Annotated in this window: 23 protein-coding genes, 2 tRNA genes and 1 riboswitch; of the genes, 10 read left to right on the forward strand and 15 right to left on the reverse strand. The window is 54.2% G+C overall.

The genetic code is table 11. From position 1 onward, the window contains the following. Window positions 1–8 precede the first annotated feature (8 nt). Entirely contained in the window at window positions 9–455 is a 447-nt protein-coding gene (locus L3069_RS07645) for a YccF domain-containing protein (protein ID WP_023299745.1), read from the reverse strand. A gap of 122 nt (window positions 456–577) precedes the next feature. Here L3069_RS07645 and helD point away from each other — a divergent pair, with 122 nt between their 5' ends. Further along, window positions 578–2,632 (forward strand): DNA helicase IV, encoded by a 2,055-nt coding sequence (gene helD, locus L3069_RS07650; RefSeq protein ID WP_038415790.1) that lies wholly within the window; start codon window positions 578–580, stop codon window positions 2,630–2,632. Window positions 2,633–2,685: 53 nt separating this feature from the next. On the opposite strand, the gene mgsA is transcribed toward helD, so the two are convergent. After that, window positions 2,686–3,144, reverse strand: a complete 459-nt coding sequence (gene mgsA / locus L3069_RS07655) for a methylglyoxal synthase (protein WP_003858146.1) — start codon at window positions 3,142–3,144, stop codon at window positions 2,686–2,688. An 80-nt stretch (window positions 3,145–3,224) separates the two neighbouring features. Further along, a complete protein-coding gene (locus tag L3069_RS07660) occupies window positions 3,225–3,887 on the reverse strand; it encodes a DUF2057 family protein (protein ID WP_126509623.1) in 663 nt (220 codons plus the stop codon). A gap of 171 nt (window positions 3,888–4,058) precedes the next feature. Between L3069_RS07660 and L3069_RS07665 the strand changes: the two genes are divergently transcribed. Beyond that, complete coding sequence (locus L3069_RS07665; protein WP_006809337.1) at window positions 4,059–4,472, forward strand: CoA-binding protein; 414 nt, start codon at window positions 4,059–4,061, stop codon at window positions 4,470–4,472. Between the two features lie 32 nt (window positions 4,473–4,504). On the opposite strand, the gene hspQ is transcribed toward L3069_RS07665, so the two are convergent. Next, the gene (hspQ, locus tag L3069_RS07670; RefSeq protein WP_003858136.1) at window positions 4,505–4,822 is read right to left on the reverse strand and encodes a heat shock protein HspQ; all 318 of its coding nucleotides are present in this window, start codon (window positions 4,820–4,822) and stop codon (window positions 4,505–4,507) included. A gap of 60 nt (window positions 4,823–4,882) precedes the next feature. After that, window positions 4,883–6,073, reverse strand: coding sequence for a 23S rRNA (cytosine(1962)-C(5))-methyltransferase RlmI (gene rlmI, locus L3069_RS07675; protein WP_023299749.1), 1,191 nt, complete (start codon window positions 6,071–6,073; stop codon window positions 4,883–4,885). Window positions 6,074–6,166: 93 nt separating this feature from the next. On the opposite strand from rlmI, the gene yccX reads away from it, so the two are divergent. Then, window positions 6,167–6,448, forward strand: coding sequence for an acylphosphatase (yccX, locus tag L3069_RS07680; protein ID WP_003858131.1), 282 nt, complete (start codon window positions 6,167–6,169; stop codon window positions 6,446–6,448). Here the strand turns inward: yccX and tusE are convergent. Next, the gene (tusE, locus tag L3069_RS07685; RefSeq protein WP_003858129.1) at window positions 6,445–6,774 is read right to left on the reverse strand and encodes a sulfurtransferase TusE; all 330 of its coding nucleotides are present in this window, start codon (window positions 6,772–6,774) and stop codon (window positions 6,445–6,447) included. The two genes, yccX and tusE, sit on opposite strands and share 4 nt — an antisense overlap. Window positions 6,775–6,862: 88 nt before the next feature. Next, complete coding sequence (gene yccA, locus L3069_RS07690; RefSeq protein WP_003858127.1) at window positions 6,863–7,522, reverse strand: FtsH protease modulator YccA; 660 nt, start codon at window positions 7,520–7,522, stop codon at window positions 6,863–6,865. A 270-nt stretch (window positions 7,523–7,792) separates the two neighbouring features. On the opposite strand from yccA, the gene L3069_RS07695 reads away from it, so the two are divergent. Both L3069_RS07695 and L3069_RS07700 read left to right on the forward strand, forming a co-directional pair. Then, on the forward strand, window positions 7,793–9,421 hold the full coding sequence (locus L3069_RS07695) for an ABC transporter substrate-binding protein (RefSeq protein WP_038415792.1): 1,629 nt from the start codon (window positions 7,793–7,795) through the stop codon (window positions 9,419–9,421). 144 nt (window positions 9,422–9,565) lie between these two features. Continuing rightward, window positions 9,566–9,653: transfer RNA gene (locus tag L3069_RS07700), tRNA-Ser, on the forward strand. On the opposite strand, the gene L3069_RS07705 is transcribed toward L3069_RS07700, so the two are convergent. The 3 genes from L3069_RS07705 to L3069_RS07715 are packed head-to-tail and all read right to left on the reverse strand — an operon-like array spanning window position 9,640 to window position 12,508. Next, window positions 9,640–10,476 carry an ABC transporter ATP-binding protein gene (locus L3069_RS07705; RefSeq protein WP_227022515.1) on the reverse strand — a complete coding sequence of 279 codons (837 nt, stop codon included), beginning with the start codon at window positions 10,474–10,476 and terminating at the stop codon, window positions 9,640–9,642. The two genes, L3069_RS07700 and L3069_RS07705, sit on opposite strands and share 14 nt — an antisense overlap. Then, the gene (locus L3069_RS07710; RefSeq protein ID WP_038415793.1) at window positions 10,473–11,504 is read right to left on the reverse strand and encodes an iron ABC transporter permease; all 1,032 of its coding nucleotides are present in this window, start codon (window positions 11,502–11,504) and stop codon (window positions 10,473–10,475) included. The genes L3069_RS07705 and L3069_RS07710 overlap by 4 nt, the downstream gene beginning before the upstream one ends. Then, window positions 11,501–12,508 carry an ABC transporter substrate-binding protein gene (locus L3069_RS07715; RefSeq protein ID WP_038415794.1) on the reverse strand — a complete coding sequence of 336 codons (1,008 nt, stop codon included), beginning with the start codon at window positions 12,506–12,508 and terminating at the stop codon, window positions 11,501–11,503. The genes L3069_RS07710 and L3069_RS07715 overlap by 4 nt, the downstream gene beginning before the upstream one ends. 173 nt (window positions 12,509–12,681) lie before the next feature. Here L3069_RS07715 and L3069_RS07720 point away from each other — a divergent pair, with 173 nt between their 5' ends. After that, a complete protein-coding gene (locus tag L3069_RS07720; RefSeq protein ID WP_038415795.1) occupies window positions 12,682–14,295 on the forward strand; it encodes a mechanosensitive ion channel family protein in 1,614 nt (537 codons plus the stop codon). Between the two features lie 31 nt (window positions 14,296–14,326). On the opposite strand, the gene L3069_RS07725 is transcribed toward L3069_RS07720, so the two are convergent. Together L3069_RS07725 and L3069_RS07730 are read right to left on the reverse strand one after the other, a co-directional pair. After that, the gene (locus L3069_RS07725; RefSeq protein WP_023305829.1) at window positions 14,327–14,854 is read right to left on the reverse strand and encodes a helix-turn-helix transcriptional regulator; all 528 of its coding nucleotides are present in this window, start codon (window positions 14,852–14,854) and stop codon (window positions 14,327–14,329) included. 17 nt (window positions 14,855–14,871) lie between these two features. Further along, window positions 14,872–15,723, reverse strand: a complete 852-nt coding sequence (locus L3069_RS07730; RefSeq protein WP_051979819.1) for a hypothetical protein — start codon at window positions 15,721–15,723, stop codon at window positions 14,872–14,874. 277 nt (window positions 15,724–16,000) lie between these two features. Between L3069_RS07730 and L3069_RS07735 the strand changes: the two genes are divergently transcribed. Then, window positions 16,001–16,088, forward strand: a tRNA-Ser gene (locus L3069_RS07735). Between the two features lie 42 nt (window positions 16,089–16,130). Here the strand turns inward: L3069_RS07735 and L3069_RS07740 are convergent. Next, window positions 16,131–17,132 carry a magnesium transporter gene (locus L3069_RS07740; RefSeq protein WP_038415796.1) on the reverse strand — a complete coding sequence of 334 codons (1,002 nt, stop codon included), beginning with the start codon at window positions 17,130–17,132 and terminating at the stop codon, window positions 16,131–16,133. Between the two features lie 60 nt (window positions 17,133–17,192). After that, window positions 17,193–17,362: riboswitch (M-box (ykoK) riboswitch) on the reverse strand. Between the two features lie 158 nt (window positions 17,363–17,520). Here L3069_RS07740 and L3069_RS07745 point away from each other — a divergent pair. Then, on the forward strand, window positions 17,521–18,021 hold the full coding sequence (locus tag L3069_RS07745; RefSeq protein WP_023299758.1) for a DedA family protein: 501 nt from the start codon (window positions 17,521–17,523) through the stop codon (window positions 18,019–18,021). A 105-nt stretch (window positions 18,022–18,126) separates the two neighbouring features. Then, window positions 18,127–19,368, forward strand: coding sequence for a bifunctional glucose-1-phosphatase/inositol phosphatase (gene agp, locus L3069_RS07750; protein WP_038415797.1), 1,242 nt, complete (start codon window positions 18,127–18,129; stop codon window positions 19,366–19,368). A 32-nt stretch (window positions 19,369–19,400) separates the two neighbouring features. Here agp and L3069_RS07755 read toward each other — a convergent pair whose 3' ends face one another. Beyond that, window positions 19,401–19,628, reverse strand: a complete 228-nt coding sequence (locus L3069_RS07755) for a YccJ family protein (RefSeq protein WP_022647674.1) — start codon at window positions 19,626–19,628, stop codon at window positions 19,401–19,403. Window positions 19,629–19,646: 18 nt separating this feature from the next. Continuing rightward, complete coding sequence (gene wrbA / locus L3069_RS07760; protein WP_022647675.1) at window positions 19,647–20,243, reverse strand: NAD(P)H:quinone oxidoreductase; 597 nt, start codon at window positions 20,241–20,243, stop codon at window positions 19,647–19,649. A gap of 391 nt (window positions 20,244–20,634) precedes the next feature. Between wrbA and L3069_RS07765 the strand changes: the two genes are divergently transcribed. Continuing rightward, the gene (locus L3069_RS07765; protein ID WP_001273664.1) at window positions 20,635–20,805 is read left to right on the forward strand and encodes a general stress protein; all 171 of its coding nucleotides are present in this window, start codon (window positions 20,635–20,637) and stop codon (window positions 20,803–20,805) included. The last annotated feature ends 14 nt before the right edge of the window (window positions 20,806–20,819 follow it).

The following is a 20,819-nucleotide window of genomic DNA, read 5'->3' on the forward strand; positions in this document are numbered from 1 at the left end:
AGTCCTTATTACTGAAAACGACGACGGGCATTGGCTTCACGCGCGGCTTGCGCCACTTCGACCGGAACCACTCGGCGTCCTACCGGCCACAGGGCGATGGTGGCAATTTTGAAATTAGCGAGGCCAACCGGAATGCCAATAATCGTAATGCACTGGGCGATACCGGCGAAGATATGCATCAGACACAGCCACCAGCCAAAGAAGATTAGCCATAAAATATTCAGCAGCGTGCCGCCGGTATTCATCAGGGCATTTTTTCTTTCCGGCTCCAGTTCATCCACGTGTATCGCTTCATTTCCATAAGGAACGAGGGACAGTTTGGTGATTTCCCAGCAGGAGCGCGTCAGCGGAAGGGTGAAGATAAGCACGATGCTCACCAGGGTGGCAAAAAGCCAGGAAAGGGTGGTGGCAAAACCGCCAAGGACAAAATTCAACACATTCAGAACGGTACGCATAAACCCTCATTTCCTTCGATATGATTAACGCCCGGTGATTGTAACGTTTTTTTGGGCTGGAGCACCTTAAAACTGGCAGTTAAACTGTCTGACAAATTATGACCTCGTGGATCCGGCAGGATATGGAACTGAAAGCAACTTCAATGGGCAAACGCCTGGCGCAGCACCCTTACGACAAGGTTGTGCTTCTTAATGCGGGAGTGAAAGTCTCCGGTGAACGCCACGAATACCTTATTCCGTTTAATCAGCTACTGGCCATTCACTGTAAACGAGGGCTGGTATGGGGGGAGCTGGAGTTCGTTCTGCCGGCAGAGAAAGTGGTGCGACTCCACGGGACCGAGTGGGCGGAAACCCAACGCTTCCACCATCATCTGAACATGCGCTGGCACCAGTGGAGCCAGGAGATGAGCGTGATTGCCGCACAGGTGCTGCATCAGGTGCTGGACGATATCGCGCTAAGCAATACGCAGCAGAAGTGGCTGACGCGCCAGCAAACCGCCGGGCTTCAGCAAAAAATCACCCAGGCGCTGACGGCATTGCCTTTACCGGTGGCGCGGCTTGAGGAATTTGATAACTGTCGCGATGCGTGGCGGAAGTGTCAGGCCTGGCTTAGCGATATCGAGAAAAGCCGTCTGGCGCATAACCAGGCCTGGACTGAGGCGATGCTTACGCAATATGCCGATTTCTTCAGTACGGTGGAATCATCGCCTCTCAATCCTGCCCAGGCGCGCGCAGTGGTGAATGGCGAGCACTCTTTACTGGTGCTGGCAGGCGCAGGGAGCGGCAAAACGTCGGTGCTGGTGGCGCGCGCGGGCTGGCTTCTGACAACGGGCGAGGCAGTTGCCGACCAGATTTTGCTGCTGGCTTTTGGTCGCAAGGCGGCGCAGGAGATGGATGAGCGCATTCAGGCGCGTTTGCATACCCAGGATATCTCGGCGCGCACGTTCCACTCCCTCGCTTTACACATTATTCAACAGGGCAGCAAAAAAGTCCCTGTTGTCAGCAAGCTGGAGAATGATGCTCAGGCTCGCCAGGCGCTGTTTATCAAGGCATGGCGTCAGCAGTGCAGTGAAAAAAAGGCGCAGGCGAAAGGTTGGCGTCAGTGGCTTGAAGAGGAACTCAACTGGGAGGTGCCGGAGGGCAGCTTCTGGCAGGATGAAAAGCTGGCGCGCCGGCTGGGCTCTCGTCTCGACCGGTGGGTAAGCCTGATGCGCATGCACGGCGGCTCTCAGGCGGAGATGATAGAAAGCGCACCGGAAGCGATCCGCGCCGTGTTTTCTAAGCGGGTAAAGCTAATGGCGCCGATGCTGAAAGCGTGGAAAACCGCGCTGAAAGACGAAAACGCGGTCGATTTTTCCGGGCTAATCCATCAGGCCATTATCATTCTGGAGAAAGGGCGCTTCGTCAGTCCGTGGAAACACATTCTGGTGGATGAGTTTCAGGATATTTCGCCGCAGCGCGCTGCGCTGCTTTCGGTGCTGCGGGCGCAGAATAAACATACGTCGCTGTTTGCCGTGGGCGATGACTGGCAGGCTATCTACCGCTTCAGCGGGGCGCAACTTTCCCTCACGACGGCCTTCCATCACTATTTTGGGGAAGGCGATCGCAGCGATCTGGACACCACCTACCGCTTCAACTCGCGGATTGGTGAAATTGCCAACCGTTTTATTCAGCAGAACCCGCATCAGCTGTCGAAGCCGCTTAACAGCCTGACGTCGGGGGATAAAAAGGCCGTCACGCTGCTGGCGGACGATCAGCTGGAACCGCTGCTGGATAAACTGAGCGGCTATGCGAAACCGGATGAACGGATTCTGGTCCTGGCGCGTTATCACCACCTCAAGCCGACGGCGCTGGAAAAAGCGGCAACGCGCTGGCCAAAACTACAGCTCGATTTTATGACCATTCACGCCAGTAAAGGGCAGCAGGCCGACTACGTAATTGTGGTGGGGCTGAAAGAGGGGAGCGACGGTTTCCCGGCACCGGCGCGGGAATCCGTGATGGAAGAGGCGTTATTGCCTGTTCCGGAAGATTTCCCGGATGCAGAGGAGCGGCGCTTACTGTACGTGGCGATAACCCGCGCGCGCCATCGCGTGTGGCTCTTGTTCAACAAAGAGGAGCCGTCGGTGTTTGTCGATATTTTGAAAAGTATTGACGTGCCGGTGGCGAGAAAGCCGTAACGCGCCGGGCAAATTCTGTAGGCCCGGTAAGCGCTGCGCCACCGGGCAAAAAACTACTTCAGTCTCTCCGCAAGATAACGCTGATAATCCGGGATCAAAATCTCCACCGGATCGTTAAACTGCGGCGATTCAATGATGAAATCTGCCGTTGAAAGATTGGTGGCTACCGGAATGTTCCATACCGTCGCCAGACGCAGCAGCGCTTTAACGTCCGGATCATGCGGAACCGCGTTCAGCGGATCCCAGAAGAATATCAGAACGTCAATTTTACCTTCCGAAATCTGAGCGCCGACCTGCTGGTCACCCCCCATCGGGCCGCTCAGCATGGCATTCACTTCCAGACCGGTTTCGCGGTGGATCAGGTTGCCGGTTGTTCCCGTGGCAGAAAGGGCATGATGCTGTAAAAGAGGCTGATGGCGACGAACCCAGTTAAGCAGCATTTGTTTACAGTGATCGTGCGCAACCAGAGCTATGTGCTTGCGCGCCGGAAGTGTGCGTGTTGTCAGTTCCATAATCTTATCCGTGAGGTTACCTCGCTACACGATGACGGGAACTGACTGATGCTGCAAGAGAAAGGACGAAAAAATGTGGCTTACGACGAAGGTTGTCGTTTCGCCCATTGCAGAAAACGGGCGCGCGTGTCCGGATCGGCATTCTGGAACCAGAATTTGAGGCGTTGCTCAGTAAGGGTCTGCGACTGAGGAGGGAGTACATCCAGCTCCGATACGCCCGAAAGCAGGGTACTGTCATCCGCCATCATGGTGGCGAACTGGGGCAGGGAGGCGCGCCTGCTGGCTCTGTTATAGATCTCCGTGTCCGCTTCGTAATCTGTTCCTTTTGGCCTTTTTGTCAGCGCCAGGATATCCAGCTTTACCGGGATGGGCATAGAATCCCCGTCCACCAGCTCAATGCGCGGTGAGGCATCAAATGCCAGTGACTCTTTTTCTGTCTCAAGGTGCGGGAGACGAAAATTGACCTGGCTGATGCGTTGGGTATTAAAGCTGACCACCAGCGGAGGCGAAATGTACACCTGCTGTTCGTTGTCGGCGAGGCGAATCGTCTTTTCAACCCGAAAAACCACCTGATGCGGGCCATTATCCAGCTCGATGCTGTCTGCGCCCCGCAGCAGGGAGCTGGAGACTTTTTTCCCGTCCAGCACCAGCAGGTCAATGTCGGTTGAGAGTCTGAGGGGGGTTGCGAAAACACAAACCGGCATGATTAACGCAACCACAGCCCAGACAATGCCGGTTTTCATAGCAGACTCCTGTAGACAAACTACCCGGTAAGAATGTATCAAAATTTTTCGATAAACACGTTTACTAACATATAGACATATTTTGCCGTTTTGCCCTCATACTTCTGTATGGGATGCGTGGTTGAGATGTCTGCTTTGACGTACACTTTGAAAAAAACCAGGAGGAACAGCATGAAAGAGAACGACATTGTCGAGATTCTGACGTCCACGCGCACTATCGCGCTGGTCGGCGCGAGCGATAAACCGGATCGCCCAAGCTATCGGGTCATGAAATACCTTCTGGACCAGGGATATCACGTGATCCCGGTCTCGCCTAAGGTGGCGGGGAAAACGCTGCTGGGTCAGCAGGGCTATGCGACGCTCGCGGACGTGCCGGAAAAGGTGGATATGGTGGACGTTTTCCGTAATTCAGAGGCGGCCTGGGGCGTGGCGCAGGAGGCGATTGCCATCGGCGCGAAAACGCTGTGGATGCAGCTGGGCGTGATTAATGAGCAGGCGGCCGTGCTGGCACGCGATGCCGGGCTGAAGGTGGTGATGGATCGCTGTCCGGCAATCGACATCCCCCGTCTGGGGCTGGCAAAATAAAAAAAGCCCGCTTGACGGGCTTTTTTACACCTTTAGTTACGCAGTCTTGGCGCCTGTAACTGTTTGCGGATGGTCTGAGCAAGCTCGTCCATAGTGGGTTGTTCCGGATGCTCATCCTGTAGTTCACCACTCAGCTGCGCTTCGGCAAGATAGGTATGGACAGGCTGACCATCGTCGCCCTCCATAACCACATGATACCAGGGCGCGGCGCGAAGCTCTGCGTCAACGGCCAGATCGTCTGCTGACGGTTCATCAAGGGAATACTCCGGGTCGATATCCACGACCACACCCAAATATCCAAGCAAGGTGTGGCGGACCTGCTGGCCGATACCGAATTTGCTGGCAATCATAGTCACCTCCCGGGAAACATTACATACACACTATGTGCGGGCAATATTTCTCTTTTCAAGTTACATGACGCGACAGGCAAACCCTTTCAGATACAGCCCTTCCGGGTAGGTAGCGATCACCGGGTGATCGGCGGCCTGACGGAACTGCTCTATAAATTGTACATCACGACCCGCATCTATTGCGGCATCGGCGATGATTTTTTGGAATAAATCTGTCGTCATCAGGCCAGAGCAGGAGAACGTCAGCAGAACGCCACCCGGGTTCAGCAGCTGGATCGCCAGCATGTTGATGTCTTTATAGCCACGGCAGGCGCCCATCAGCTGGCTTTTATTTTCTACAAACTTCGGCGGGTCCATCACGATAACGTCAAATTTCTCGCCCTGGTCGCGGTATTTACGCAGCAGTTTGAACACGTCGTCGCGCACAAACTCCGCTTTGCTCAGATCCAGCTTGTTCAGCTCAACGTTCTGTTTCGCCACATCCAGCGCTTCCTGTGAGGTGTCGACGCTCACAACCTGGGCACAGCCGCCCATCAGGGCAGAGACCGCAAAGCCGCCGGTATAGGAGAAGCAGTTCAGCACGCGCTTATCGGCAACGTACTGGCGCGTTGCCAGACGGCTGTCACGCTGGTCGAGATAATAACCGGTCTTATGGCCGCCCTGGATGTCCACCAGCAGCTTCATGCCGTGCTCCTCGATAGGCAGCAGGGCAGGCGGCAGTTCGCCGGTGACCGGGCCCTGCGTCAGCTCCATGCCCTCTTTTTTACGTACCGCCACGTCGCTGCGGTCGTAAATGGCACATTCCGGGAACAGGGTTTGCAGGGCGCTAATTAGCGCGGCACGCTGGTATTCCGCCCCGGCGCTCAGCAGCTGCAACACCAGGAAATTGCCGAAGCGGTCAATGGTCACGCCCGGCAGCCCGTCGGATTCACCGGCAATCAGACGATAGCTGTCCAGCCCGTCACGCTTTGCCAGCCACTCGCGCCACTGCTGCGCCTGTTGCAGACGACGGACAAAGAAGTCGATATCGATGGCTTCTTCTTTATCGAACGTCCAGACGCGCGCGCGGATCTGAGATGCAGGCGAGTATGCGCCGCGTGCTAACCATTTCCCCTGATGGTCAACAATATCGATGGTTTCACCGAGGCTGGCTTTACCTTCCATGCGGGCAACCGCGCCGGAAAAGACCCAGGGATGGCGGCGCAGTAATGACTTCTCGCGCCCTTTGGCTAACACTAAACGTACACTCATAATTTGCTATTCTGTCGATTCCAATGAAATGGCCGCCATTTTCCCGACTTCAGCGAGGAAATGCAACGCGCCAGTCGGATAAGGAGAAGGATGATGTCAAATGTATGCACCATTGCCTGGGTCCATGGCCTTGTACAGGGCGTCGGATTCCGCTACAGCACCCAGCGCGAAGCCCTTCAGCTCGGACTGACGGGGTATGCGCGTAACATGGATGATGGCAGCGTGGAGGTTGTGGCCTGCGGTGAGGCGGATCGGGTAGAGAAGCTGGTGGCGTGGCTGAAAGCGGGCGGACCGCGCAGCGCGCGGGTTGATAAGGTGCTAACGGAACCGCATCAACCCGGCCGGGAATACGCTGACTTCAGTATTCGCTATTAAATGCATTTTACCGGCTTTGGCAGGCCGGCAATTTTTGTCGCCTGTTTAGCCGGGCCTTTCGGAAACAGGCGATACAGATAACGGCTGTTGCCTTTCTCTTCGCCAAATTTATTCGCCATGGCTTTGACCAGCATGCGGATAGCCGGAGAGGTGTTGAATTCGAGGTAGAATTCGCGCACAAAGCGCACCACTTCCCAGTGTTCCGGGGAGAGGGTAATTCCTTCGTTTTCCGCAATTTTCTCCGCCAGCGCTTCGCTCCACTGGCTGCTCTCTTTCAGATAACCGTCGTTATCGGTTTCGATCTCTTTGCCTTCAAAACTCAACATATTCATTCACGCGTTTGTCAAAAACCGCCTCAGTCTACCAAAAAAACAAAGCCCCGCATAAGCGGGGCTTTGTTCACAGCACGGTGAGTTAATCGCGGCTGGCGAAGCCCAGGATACTCAGCAGGCTGACAAAAATATTGTACAGCGACACATACAGGCTCACGGTGGCGCGGATATAGTTCGTCTCACCGCCGTGAATGATGTTGCTGGTTTCATACAGGATTGCGCCGGATGAAATCAGGATAAACACCGCGCTGATTGCCAGATGCAGAGCAGGCAATTGCAGGAAGATGTTCGCCAGCATACCGACCAGCACAATCACGATACCCGCCATCAGCATACCGCCGAGGAAGGACATGTCCTTACGGGTGGTCAGCACGTAGGCCGAGCAGCAGAAGAACACCAGCGCGGTACCGCCCAGCGCCATACCAATCACGTCGCCCATTCCGGCAGACAGATAGGCGTTCAGGATTGGCCCCAGGATGTAGCCCAGGAAGCCGGTGAAGGCGAAAGCGGAGAGAATACCCACCGGTTTATCCGCGGTTTTATAGGTCAGGAACATCAGACCATACATACCCACCAGCGTCAGGATCAGGCCCGGAGAAGGCAGCATCAGTACGGTGCTGGCCGTCGCGGTGATCGCCGAAAACGCCAGCGTCAGGCTGAGCATGAAATAGGTATTGCGAAGCACCTTATGGGTGCTGAGTAGCGATGTGCGGTCGCGTGAAGAAGTAATTATACGATCCATGAGTCACTCTCTTATGACAGATGTAATTAGCGCAAAGAATATGAAACGGCGCGGCAGACGCAAAGTGGTTTTACCCATCTTTACTCAGCCCCTTAGGGATTATGCTGGTTTTTTATTCTGGTAAAGCCTTTGTACTCAGAATGAAGTGCGGTATGCAAGGCGTATTCAGATCAACCTCTTATAGGTCACTGAAAAATATTGCGTTATTTCCCTAAGGCCGCTAAGAGTTATTTCCGGATCGTCATAAAAACAGACAATAAGGCGAAGGAAATGAAACCACAAACACGCATGCACTTTACGCTCTCTTTGTTAACCGCAGGGGTCCTGTGCGCCAGCACGGCAACCTGGGCGGCTAACGTGCCGGCAGGAACCCAGCTGGCAGATAAGCAGGAACTGGTAAGGAACAACGGCAGTGAACCCGCCTCGCTCGACCCGCATAAAGTCGAAAGCGATGTCGAATTCAATATTATCAGCGATTTATTCGACGGGCTGGTCAGCGTCTCTCCGGCAGGTGAAATCCAGCCGCGCCTGGCGGAGAAATGGGAAAATAAAGATAACACCGTCTGGACTTTCCATCTGCGCCCGGGCATAACCTGGAGCGATGGCACCCCCATCACCGCGGAAGATATTGTCTGGAGCTGGCAGCGACTGGTCGACCCGAAAACCGTCTCTCCGTATGCCAGCTATCCCGGCAGTATGCGTATCGTCAACGGCACTGATATCGCAGAAGGCAAAAAAGCACCCGAGTCGCTGGGCGTGAAAGCCATCAATGACACCACGCTGGAAGTGACGCTCACCCAGCCAAATGCTGCTTTCCTGGCGATGCTGGCTCACCCGTCTCTGGTGCCGATAGATAAAGTCCTGGTAGGTCGTTTCGGTGATAAGTGGACCAAACCGGAGCACTTCGTCAGCAGCGGGGCCTATAAACTGTCACAGTGGGTGGTGAACGAACGCATTGTGGCGGTGCGAAACCCGAAATACTGGGATAACGAACATACCGTCATCAACAAGGTGACCTATCTGCCCATTTCCTCCGAAGCCGCTGACGTCAACCGCTACAAAGCGGGCGAAATCGACATCGCCTACACGGTGCCGATCAACCAGTTTGCTCAGCTGAAGAAAACGCTGGGGAACGAGCTGGACGTATCGCCGCAGCTTGCCACCTATTATTACGAATTCAACACCACCCGGCCGCCGTTCAGCGACGCCCGCGTGCGTAAGGCGCTGAATCTGGCGCTGGATAAAGATATTATCGCCGGGAAAGTTTTAGGGCAGGGGCAACGCCCGGCATGGCTCATCAGCCAGCCGGATATTGGCGGCGTCAAGTTACAGAACCCTGATTACGCCAGCTGGCCGATGGATAAACGCATTGCCGAGGCGAAAAAACTGCTGGCCGAAGCCGGATTTAACGACAGCCATCCGCTCAGCTTTAATCTCCTCTATAACACCTCGGAATCGCACCAGCGTATTGCGATTGCCGCCAGCTCGATGTGGAAGAAGAACCTCGGCGTAGAGGCGAAGCTGCAAAACCAGGAGTGGAAAACCATGCTTGATACCATGCACACCCATAACTTTGACGCGGTGCGCTACGCCTGGATTGCTGATTACGATGACGCCGCAACCTTCCTGAATAACTTCCGTACCGGTGACAGCCAAAACACCACTCAGTACAGCAATCCGGAATACGATCTGGCTCTGGTGAATGCGGCGAAGGCGAAAACGGCGGAGGAGCGCGGTAAGTTCTACCAGCAGGCAGAAGATCTGCTGGGGCGCGATGTGCCGGCGATCCCTGTCTATCACTACGTGCGCACGCACCTGGTGAAACCGTGGGTAGGGGGCTTCACGCCGGATAAGCTTGGCTACTACTACACCAAAGATATGTACATCAAAAAGCACTAACGATCCGCGGTGGATATTATGCTGGTAAAACGGTCAATCTGTTGGCTATTCAACCGATTAAACGCATTTTGGCTATTTTTAAAGCGAACGAATGCGCGCACCCTTTACAGCGCACGGTGAGGTGTTTATAGTTCGCCTCACTTAGGAAGCGTGGCCGAGCGGTTGAAGGCACCGGTCTTGAAAACCGGCGACCCGAAAGGGTTCTAGAGTTCGAATCTCTACGCTTCCGCCAAATTCAAAACCCCTGCGATAGCAATATCGCAGGGGTTTTTGCTTTTGTTCTGGCTCTCCGCCATGTTACCCATGTTATAGCTTATCGTGATCCCGGCGTCGGCCTTACAGACCTGAGCTTTTACGCACCAGGTATCCGCGATGTTCGAGGGCGTCAGCACCGCTTCGGGCGCACCCGTGGCTGCGATCTGCCCGGCCTTCAGGAGGATCAGACGCTGGCAATAATTGGCCGCAAGATTGAGATCGTGCAGTGCAACCACCACCGTAAGCGGCAGCTGTGAAACGAGCCGCATCAGCTCCAGCTGGTGCTGAATGTCCAGGTGGTTTGTCGGTTCATCGAGCAACAGCACCTGCGGCTGCTGGGCCAGCGCGCGGGCTATCTGACTTCGCTGTCGTTCTCCGCCTGACAAAGAGTGCCATCGCCGCTGGCGTAAGCTGCATAACTGCATCAGGCCAATCGCCTGTTCAACCGCAGCCTCATCGTCGCGCGTGGTTCTCTGGAATGTTTTCCGGTAGGGCGTACGCCCCAGCCTGACAATATCCTCAACGGTCAGTTCCCCGTCGACCTCAGCATGTTGCGGGACAAACGCCATGTGCTGCGCCCGTATTTTCAGCGGCATCAAGCCAAGCGTTGTGCCATTAAGCGCAACACGTTCACTGTGTCGTGGAAACAGCCCGGCGAGGCAGCGCAGCAGCGTCGACTTGCCTGAGCCGTTTGGCCCTAACAGGCCGACAATCTGCCCGGATGGCAGGTCGAGATCGATATCCTTAAGCACCGTCTGCGCCTGTCGGGTTACGGTTAACCCGGCCACTGTTATATTCATGGATGCTCCTTTCGGTTTTGATAAAGCAACGCCACAAAGACGGGGGCGCCCACCAGCGCAGTCACCACCCCGATGGGCAGAACCTGGTGCACGATCAGCGTGCGTGAGACGATATCGGCAAGGATCATAAAGTGGGCGCCGATGAGAAACGTCAGCGGGATCGAGCGGCGATGGCCCGGCCCGCATAGCATGCGCGTCACATGGGGAATGACCAGCCCGACAAACCCCACTGCGCCTGTGGCGCTCACCAACGTGGCGGTGACAACGGCACAGGTCAGCAATAAGACAATACGCACGGCGGTAACCGGGATCCCCAGCGTGGTGGAGACCTCATCCCCGAAGGTGAAGGTGTCCAGCGCCCGGGAAAAGAGCAATACCACCAGTAAACCCGCAAGCGTAACGGCCAGCGCCAGCAGCGCGTCAGGCCAGCGCACGCCGCTCAGACTCCCCATCAGCCAGAACATGACGCTACGGGACTGCTCGGCATTGGCGGACGTGCTGACGACGTACGCGGTCATGGCGTTGAAGAGCTGGGTGCCCGCAATACCGGCCAGCAAAATGCGCGACGGGCTTTCACTCATGCCGTTTGTAATCACCATGATGAGCGCAAAGGCGGCGCAGGAGCCGACAAACGCACCGCTGCTCACGCCAATCACGCTTCCCCCCATGCCGAGAAGCATCACGCAGACGGCCCCCAGCGAGGCGCCCGCGGAAATCCCCAGCAGATAAGGCTCAGCCAGAGGGTTACGCAGGATCGACTGTAACACCAGCCCGCACAGCGCCAGGCCACCGCCGCTGCACGCGGCCATCACTGCCCGGCTCATGCGATATTGCCAGACGATACCCTCCTCCGTTTGTGGCAACGCATAAGAGGTCAAACCCAGTCCGTTGAGGATCGCTTTCCCGGTACTGGCATACGACACCGGCATATCACCGATACTGGCGGCAAAAACCAGCATTAGCGGCAGCGCCATGACGCCTGCTGCCAGTAAACCTTGCTGGCGGCGGTCAAAAGCGAAATGACTCATTGTTCATCCCGGAAAGAAGCCAGCCGCTCGCTGATAAGCTCAACCGCATCGACGTTACGTAATGAAGGGTTTAACGACATCGCCGGCACCACAATAATGTGGTTGTTCCTGACCGCAGGCATGTTCTTCGTCACCGGGTCATTACGCAAGAATGCTTTTTTTACCTCAACGTCATCGGCAGGGTAGAGCCTGCGGGACATCCCGGCGATAACAATCACGTCCGGCTGCGACTGGGCAATATGTTCCCAGGTTACAGCCGGCCATTCGTCATGAGAGTCAATAATGTTCTTCAACCCCAGCGTGCGGCTGATCCAGCCAGGCGCGCCGTAATTCCCCGCCACCCAGGGATCGCCATTCAGACGGCTACTTGAGAACCAGAATACGACGCGAAGCGGTTTCGCTGAGACGCGCGCCTGGGCCTTTTTGATACGTTCCGTCAGCGTATGATTAAGCTGCTCACCTCGCGCGGAAACATCAAATATCGTCGCCAGATCTGTCACTTCCCGTGTGATTTCGGCCAGCGAAAACGGCGCGCTGCGTGCTCCGTCTGCGTTTGACTTTTCCGTCACCGCTTTATCCGTGCAGTCGGCAGGAGAGATCCACGTATTAATCCCCAGCGAGGCAAACTGCTCACGGGTGCCCACTTCTCCCTGCGGACCAATGTGCCAGTGATACTGCGCGAGAACGAGCTCAGGTTTCTGTCCCACCACGGCTTCAAAGGAGGGGGAATTATCTGCAAGCCGAGGGATATTTTTCCCGGCATCTGCCAGCGGATCCGGGAGCTTGCCGAACCAGACCGACGTTGCGGCGATCTTTTTCTCCAGCCCGAGTGCGAGCAGTAATTCTGTTTCATGCTGTCCCACGGTCACGACGCGCTGAGGAGCCTGCGCAAAGGTCTGCTTTACGCCGCAATTTTCAATCGTGAGGGGCCAGGAGGTTGCTGAGAAAGCGGCAGGCGCCGTAGAGAGCAATAAAGCCAGAAATAACCCTTTTTTAAGTAACATAGAACACAATCCCAAATTGTTATGTTATAACATAATACATATATTGTGATTGAGAGCAACACGCTCACCGTCGCTTGTTGCAGAAACGAAAGGCTGGACTATTCTCAACATACCCACCTGGCATTCGCGGGTTGCCTGAAAAACAACAAGATTTCTGATTTGGGGTAGTGAGGATGAAAAAGATCCTGCTCGCGTGTGCGTTCTGTTTTGCCTCCCTGAGCGCCTTCTCATCGTATGCCGCTGAGCCCCGCCAGGCGCCTTCTGAGCAGGAGCGCGCCCGGACGGTCTATATTTTTCATCAGCCGATCGTCATGCTTCAGGCGAAATTTGGCCTGACCACGCCGGAGGAGCGCGTTTTACGCATCCGCAACACCCTGCGCAATTTTACCGAGGCGGACGTGCGTGAGCCGCTCACTATCGTCCCCGTGACCCGCTATAACCAGCAGGGGCGGCTGATCGTGATGAACGGTAAGCCCGTGATGCTGCTGACGGAAGGGGATTTGGACGAAGGGGACGATCTCACCCTCGATCAGGCCGCGCAGCGCGTGCTGGCGCGCATGGAAGCGCAGAGAATGGCGCTGCGCGATCAATACGATACCGGCTGGCTGGCGCTGTCGACGGTAAAAGCTGCCGCTGGCCTGCTGGCGCTTTTGCTGCTCTGCTATGGCGCCTGGCGATCCTGGCGCTGGTTTCGACGCGTCTACCGTCTGCGTATTGTGGAGAATCGCAGCCGGGTGCCGCAAAGCTGGCGGCGGTACATTGGCGCCATTGAGATTCGGCTTTACGCCTTGCTGATGTTCCTGCTGGGTTTGATTGGATTTTACGTCTGGCTGAGCTGGGCATTCAGTCTGTTTCCGTGGACGCGGGTGTGGGGCACGTCGCTGGGAGACTGGTCGATTCGCGTGGTGCAGCAAATTGCCCTGGCGATTGTCTCGGCTTTGCCGGGGCTGACGATTGTTCTGATCATTTTCCTCATTACCGCTTTTATTCTGAAGCTGCTGAGGATGGTGCTGAATCAGGTGGAGGCTGGTCGTCTGCAACTTCCCGGCGTACATCCGGAAACCGTGGGGGCAACCCGTAAGCTCATTTCCGTCGCCGTCTGGCTATTTGCTCTCTCCGCTGCCTGGCCGTTTCTCCCCGGCGCAAACTCACTGGCGTTTAAAGGTATTAGCGTCTTCTTCGGCCTGATGTTAACGCTGGGTTCGGCAGGGGTGATGAACCATGCCATGAGCGGTCTGGTCCTGATTTACTCCCGCGCACTGCGTAAAGGCGATGTCATTCGGGTGGCGGATAACGAAGGTAAGGTCAGTGAAATAGGCATGCTGGCGACCAAAATTATTACCCGGGAAAATTATGTCGTTACCGTGCCCAATGCGGTGGTGGTGAGCGGTAAGATCACCAACCTTAGCGCGCTACAGCCTGATGGCAGCCTCAATCTGACGGTCAGCGTCACTATCGGTTATGACACCCCATGGCGTCAGGTGCATGCCATGCTGGAGCTGGCCGCGAAACGGGCAAAAGGGATTGATCTTTCCGAGCCGCCGCTGGTGCGCCAGTTAGGGTTGATGGACTGGTATATCGCCTACGAGTTGCAGGTTCGTCTGCTGCCCGACCAGTCCCTCGCGGTTGCCCGCAATGAGCTGCATAGCCAGATACAGGATGTATTTAACGAATTTAACGTGCAGATCATGTCTCCGAATTTTGTTATGCAGCCAGAGGGCAGCGTAATGGTTGCCAAAGAGAACTGGTATACCGCGCCCGCCAAACCCCCTCAGGGCGAAACCTGAGGCCCCGGTTTTCCCAAGGTAAGCCAAAAGATCACAGTTTCTGATCGACAATCGCCGATTTTATACGGGTCATCGCCAGAATGTTTTTTGAACGCATATTCAATTTCTCGAGGATCCTCACGCGGTAGGTGCTGGTCGTTTTTTGTGACAGTTGCAGCTTTTTCGCGATTTCATGATTTTCCATATGGAAAAGCTTTAGCACGTCATATTCGCGTCGGGTAAAGGAGTGTGTCCTGAGCGCCCGATAAAAACGCATCAGCTGCTGAAAAGGGTGAGCAGTAAAATGCATCGACGAATAGATAATATTATCAATTCTCACCGCGCTGTTGGCTTCTATCTCATGCATCAGGACAATGTAATCACGCTTGACTTTTTTGACCTGCTGAATGGTTTTATTGCGTAACTTATCCTGTTCAATCGCAATGATAAAATCCAGCTCGGGATCGACCTCATAAAGATGGTGAATATCCTCCTCATCGCGAATCAAATGGGTAGATGTCAGTGAGCTTGAGACACCGTGGCAAAGGTAATAGTTATCGCTGATAAAAATAAAATTCATAATTAATAGGCAGGGTTTTAGATAAAATTCATTAAAAATCTAAGAGGCTTAATCTGTAGTATTTTCTGCCAGACAGCGGCGAGGTCGACGACCCCGGCCATCGACAGCAGAACCAGAATAATCAGCAGCGTAGATAGCGTTATCGCAAACATAAAACGCGTAATTTTTTTCTGCATTTTTTGCTGATGCGTTACCCGCTGGTCCTCTTTTTCATACTCGACCATGGTGGTAATAGCCTGGCCCTGCACGTAGTACACCTTACCCTCTTCGCTGAGATCGCCCGTGATCACGAGCGACTCAAGTAAGAGCGCGATTTTTCTGCTAAACGACTCATTTTTGATATGTTTATACCAAAGTGTGCCGTAAAGCATGGCGATCACTTCCCGCTGGGTGAAACCAGACGAAACGCGCGAAGGGCGCTGGTTGACGTAGTCGGTCACCAGCAGCCTGAGCAAGTTGTAACGGTCCCGGCTGATGGTTTCTGAATCAGATTTCAGGCCAGAAATACAGCGCCCTTTCAGACGAGCAAGGGCCGTTTTTAAGGTGATGATTTTCGTATAATGGTCAAAGGCAAACGGGATAATGCCTTTGTAAGCCTGAAACCCATTGCGCTTATAGTGAATCATTTCAGCCTGCATTTCGCTGATATCTTCCACGCTCATACTGACATCTTCGCTTTTATGCATCGGGCAGAGCACAACGTTGCTGCTTTCGTGCTTCTTCAGAATATAACGCGTATTGTCGACATCTTTTAAGTAAACCAGAAAATAGTCATGCGGGTTGTTTTTTTGCGCACCGTTCTGGATCAGCCACGGCAGAAATTTACGCCAGAGAATAAGTCTGTAGTTATCGGTATCGAATAATTTCATGGAAAATCTCTTATCGCAGTGACCTGCGTGAATAGGGTCTTACAAGGGCATATTGAGGTGGCAATGTTGCACGGATAAGCTGCGGTGTATGAAAAAGAGTCTAGATCACAAACTTTCATTCTAATAAGTTTATGTGATGTAAAAATAAATGTTTACATTTTAGCCAGCCGATGACGAAGAAGTGATCGGAGCGGAAGGGAATGACGCAAGAAGCTCAACGTAATGCAATTTCCTGCTTTACATCATGCTCAGAGATGTTTATAGTGCGCCTCACTTTGGAAGCGTGGCCGAGCGGTTGAAGGCACCGGTCTTGAAAACCGGCGACCCGAAAGGGTTCTAGAGTTCGAATCTCTACGCTTCCGCCAAATTCGAAAACCCTGCGATAGCAATATCGCAGGGTTTTTTCGTTATTCCAGCCCCAGCGTATACTGTGCGATTTTGAAGTAGATAATGAGCCCGGTACCGTCGATCAGCGTGGCGATAAACGGCGCGGAAACGACCGCCGGGTCGATTTTGCAGCGTTTCAATACCATCGGGATCACCGATGAGACAATGGCGCTCCACAGCGTAATGCAGACCAGCGTCAGGCTGACGATAAGCGTGATTTCCATCCCAATGCCCATCATCCAGGCACGAACGCAGCCCGCCAGGCCCAGCGTGGCGGCAATCATTAACGAGGTGCTCATCTCTTTGCGCAGCACGCGACCCACGTCGCGAAGGTGGACTTCACCCAGCGCCATGGCGCGCACCAGCGTCGAGGTAATCTGCGTCCCGCTGTTTCCGCCGGTGCCAATCAGCAGCGGAATAAAGAACGCCAGCGCAATGGCGGATTCCAGCGCCTCTTCAAAATGCTGGATCACCGAGCTGGTATACGCTTCCGCGACAAACAGCAGCAGCAGCCAGACGGAGCGTTTCTTCCACAGGCTAAAGGCGCTGGTTTCCAGATAGGGCTTCTCCAGCGGCAGCGTTGCCCCCTGAAGCTGGGCATCTTCAGTAACGTCATCTTCCAGCAGATGGGCGATTTCACGCTCGGTAAGGCAGCCCACCAGCTTGCCGTGGGTCACCACCGGTACGACATCCGCACCTGCGTGCGCCAGCAACCCGGCGACATCCGCCCGCTCATCTTCCGGTTTAAGCTGGATAAAATCCGATATCATCAGCCCCTTAACGGGCTGTACGGTATCCGTGGCCTGCAATAATTTACGTACGGCAATCAAACCCGCGAGGCGACCGGTGTCTTCGATAAAAATATGTGACGGAATATCATCATCTTTTAATTTTTCAAAGAACTGCTCGCGTGCCAGAGCCACGCATAATGAAATATCAATAACGATAAAATCGGTATTCATATATTGCGCGATGGCGCTGTCGTTAAAAGCCAGATTTTGGTTGTGAATAGCGTAAGACATTGTAACTTCCCTTTGAATAATAAAATCTCTCAGGGGCGAGCAAGACAGGGCATGTCGGAAAGGAGATCCCCACGTCCTGGGTTCAGCACTGTACACCGTATCCCGTAAGGGAAGTTATACTGGCAAAGCCTTGATTCGACAGTGCCTGTTTTACCCTGTGCCGGTTCTCTCGAACCCACCAGAGCGATAACGTGTATTTGTACAGGAGCCTCGCCATAACGAGATCGTTGTAAAGCGTGAGGGATAATACGCTTATTTAAAATGGCTGCTGAGGAATTTTAATAATGTTTAAGTATGGTTTAAATGAATATTATTGAATGAATGTTGACGTTTTATTTAACTATTTTCACTTCTAATGGGGAATTCTGATGTTACCGGGGAGAGTAAAATGGCATGGCTGGACACGCTGCTGGATCATTTTGCGCATTATCCAACGCATCTCTTCGCGTTGCTCGTTGTTATGGCACTGAGTAAATCAACGGTACTGATCTCTTCCGTGCTCCCGCCCGCATCGGTCATGCTGCTGGCGGGGATTGCCGTCAGCCAGTCGAGTATGCATCCGGCGCTGACGTGGCTGGCGGTGGTGATGGGCGCTACGGCAGGATCGGTGCTGAATTACCATATCGGCCAGCTGATGGGGCATACCCGGCGAGTGTCACGCTTCACGGCAAAACATGCCGGGAAGTTTTTGCGGGTACAGCACCAGCTGCATAAAAATGGCCTGCTGGTGTTGTTCACCTCGCGTTTCCTGGCGGTACTGCGCTATATCGTGCCGCTGGCGGCGGGCATGCTCAGGCTGAGCGCGATAAAGGTTTACGCCATCAGCCTGCTTTCAGCCTGCGCATGGGCGGCGCTGTATGTCGGCATCGTCACCAGCATCAGCCTCTGAATCAGCGAGTCACGTATTCATCAGTTTGAGAAATGCTTCCCGAAAAACCTGTCACGAATCTGTCACACTCAATGCGACATTAAAAAAACGTGTGAGGAATTAGGGATGAGAAAAGCACTACTTGCAGTTGCCGTGGCAGGTACCCTTGCCGTGACCTTTGGCGCACAGGCGCAGGACACACCGGACGGCTATCAGCTGGAAAAGGTACTCATCATGAGCCGCCACAACCTGCGTGCGCCGCTCGCCAATAACGGCAGCGTGCTGGAGCAGTCCACGCCGAAGCAGTGGCCGGAGTGGGACGTCCCGGGTGGACAGCTCACCACCAAAGGGGGCGTACTGGAAGTGTATATGGGTCACTATATACGCGAGTGGCTGGCAGAGCAGGGGATGGTGAAGACGGGTGAATGCCCGCCAGCAGATACCGTCTATGCCTACGCCAACAGCCTCCAGCGCACCGTGGCGACCGCGCAGTTCTTTATCACCGGCGCGTTCCCGGGGTGCGATGTGCCTGTGCATCATCAGGAAAAAATGGGCACCATGGACCCCACCTTCAATCCGGTCATTACCGATAATTCCCCTGAGTTTCGTGAGAAAGCGCTGAAAGCGATGGAGACAGAACGGCAGAAAATGCAGCTGGATGAAAGCTACAAACTGCTGGAGCAGCTGACAAACTATAGCGACTCGCCGTCCTGCAAGGAGAAAAAAGTCTGTTCCCTGACGGAGGCGAAAGATACGTTCAGCGCCGATTATGAAAAAGAGCCGGGCGTCTCCGGGCCGCTGAAAGTGGGTAACTCGCTGGTGGATGCGTTCACCTTACAGTATTACGAAGGATTCCCGGCAGACCAGGTGGCATGGGGGGAAATCAAAACCGATCAGCAGTGGCGCGTGCTGTCGAAGCTGAAAAACGGCTACCAGGACTCGCTGTTTACCTCGACGGACGTGGCGCAGAACGTGGCTAAACCGTTGGTGAAGTACATTGATAAAGCGCTGGTGACCGAACAGGCCAAAGCGCCAAAAATTACCCTGCTGGTGGGGCACGACTCCAACATTGCCTCGCTGCTGACCGCGCTGGATTTCAGGCCGTATCAGCTGCACGACCAGCAGGAACGAACCCCGATTGGCGGTAAAATTGTCTTCCAGCGCTGGCATGACAAAAATACAAATCAGGAGCTGATGAAAATTGAGTATGTCTACCAGAGTTCAGAGCAGTTGCGTAATGCCAGCGTGCTGTCGCTGCAATCTCCTGCGCAGCGCGTGACGCTGGAGCTGAAGGGCTGTCCGGTAGATGGCAACGGCTTCTGTCCGATCGATAGATTCAATGCGGTGATGAACAACGCGGCGAAATAGAAGAAAACCCCCCGCGCGGGCGGGGGGAACATTCAGACGTTTTTACGTTCGATGGTTTGCTCGCCCCAGAACAGCGAGTCTTTGTCGGTTTTTTCGAAAGCGCGAACCAGCACTTCATCGTTGCCTTCTTCCCAAATCTGCTCAGCCAGCTTTTCGTCATACCTGGCGACTTCAAAGATGGCTTCTGCAATCTCCGGAGAGGTATTGCGTAAACTTGCCCATTCGCCCACGTGGTGAGCTTTGGATTCTTGAGTTGGCATACTTGTCCTCCTGTTGGGTTAGCCGTTCAGTTTTTTGGCAAGACCCGCGACGTATTCACCCTGATAGCGGGCGATCGAAAGTTCTTCATTGCTTGGCTGACGCGAACCATCCCCACCGGCAATGGTTGTCGCGCCATACGGTGTCCCGCCACGAACCTGGGAAACATCGAACAGTTCCTGCGCGCCGTAGCCAATCGGCACAATCACCATCCCATGATGTGCAAGGGTAGTCCAGGTTGAGGTGATCGTCTGCTCCTGGCCGCCGCCTGTTCCGGTAGAGCTGAACACGCTGGCCAGCTTGCCGTATAACGCGCCGGAGGCCCAGAGCCCGCCCGTCTGGTCGAGGAAGGTGCGCATCTGGCCGGACATATTGCCGAAGCGGGTCGGGGTGCCGAAGATAATGGCATCATAGTCCGCGAGCTCCTGCGGGGTGGCGACCTGGGCGTTTTGTGTTTTTCCCCCGGCTTTGGCGAAGGCTTCCGCCTGCATGGTTTCCGGTACGCGTTTAACCACAACCTCAACGCCGTCTACTCTGTTTGCGCCTTCTGCAACTGCGTGAGCCATGGTTTCAATGTGTCCATACATGGAATAATAGAGCACCAGAACTTTTGCCATTTTGCATCACTCCTCGTTGGTTTTTCTTACAGCGGATCGCTGCGTTACTTTAAAGATATGACATCACGGCCAGACTGCAAAAATGAACGGCATTTATTTGATATATAACAATATCTTTTCGTTACGTGCTTTGTAGCAAAATGAAACAACTTTAGCGGCGCTGATTTTTCAAAATATAAGAATGGCTTATGGATGACCTCCTCAATATTTCATACGAAAGGCTGAGATCATGTTGCAGAATATTACCTCTCGCTTGCCGGATAGCCGCATTACACTAAGCTTAGTTTCACGCGGCACAGATAAAGGCACTGTCCTTGAGCCGCGAGGTGAAAGAATCCTCTTTTACTGAATGCAATATGATGTCTAATGTTTCACACTCTGGAGGTTAGAGATGGCAAACCATCGTGGTGGTTCAGGTAATTTCGCTGAAGACCGTGAAAGAGCATCAGAAGCAGGTCGTAAAGGTGGCCAGTCTAGCGGGGGCAATTTTAAAAACGACCCTCAGCGCGCATCAGAGGCTGGCAAAAAAGGGGGTAAAAATAGCCACGGCAGCAACAAGTAGTACGCCGGGTTAAC

The organism is Enterobacter cloacae complex sp. ECL411, assembly GCF_021869665.1.
GTDB classification, from domain to species: Bacteria; Pseudomonadota; Gammaproteobacteria; order Enterobacterales; family Enterobacteriaceae; genus Enterobacter; species Enterobacter intestinihominis.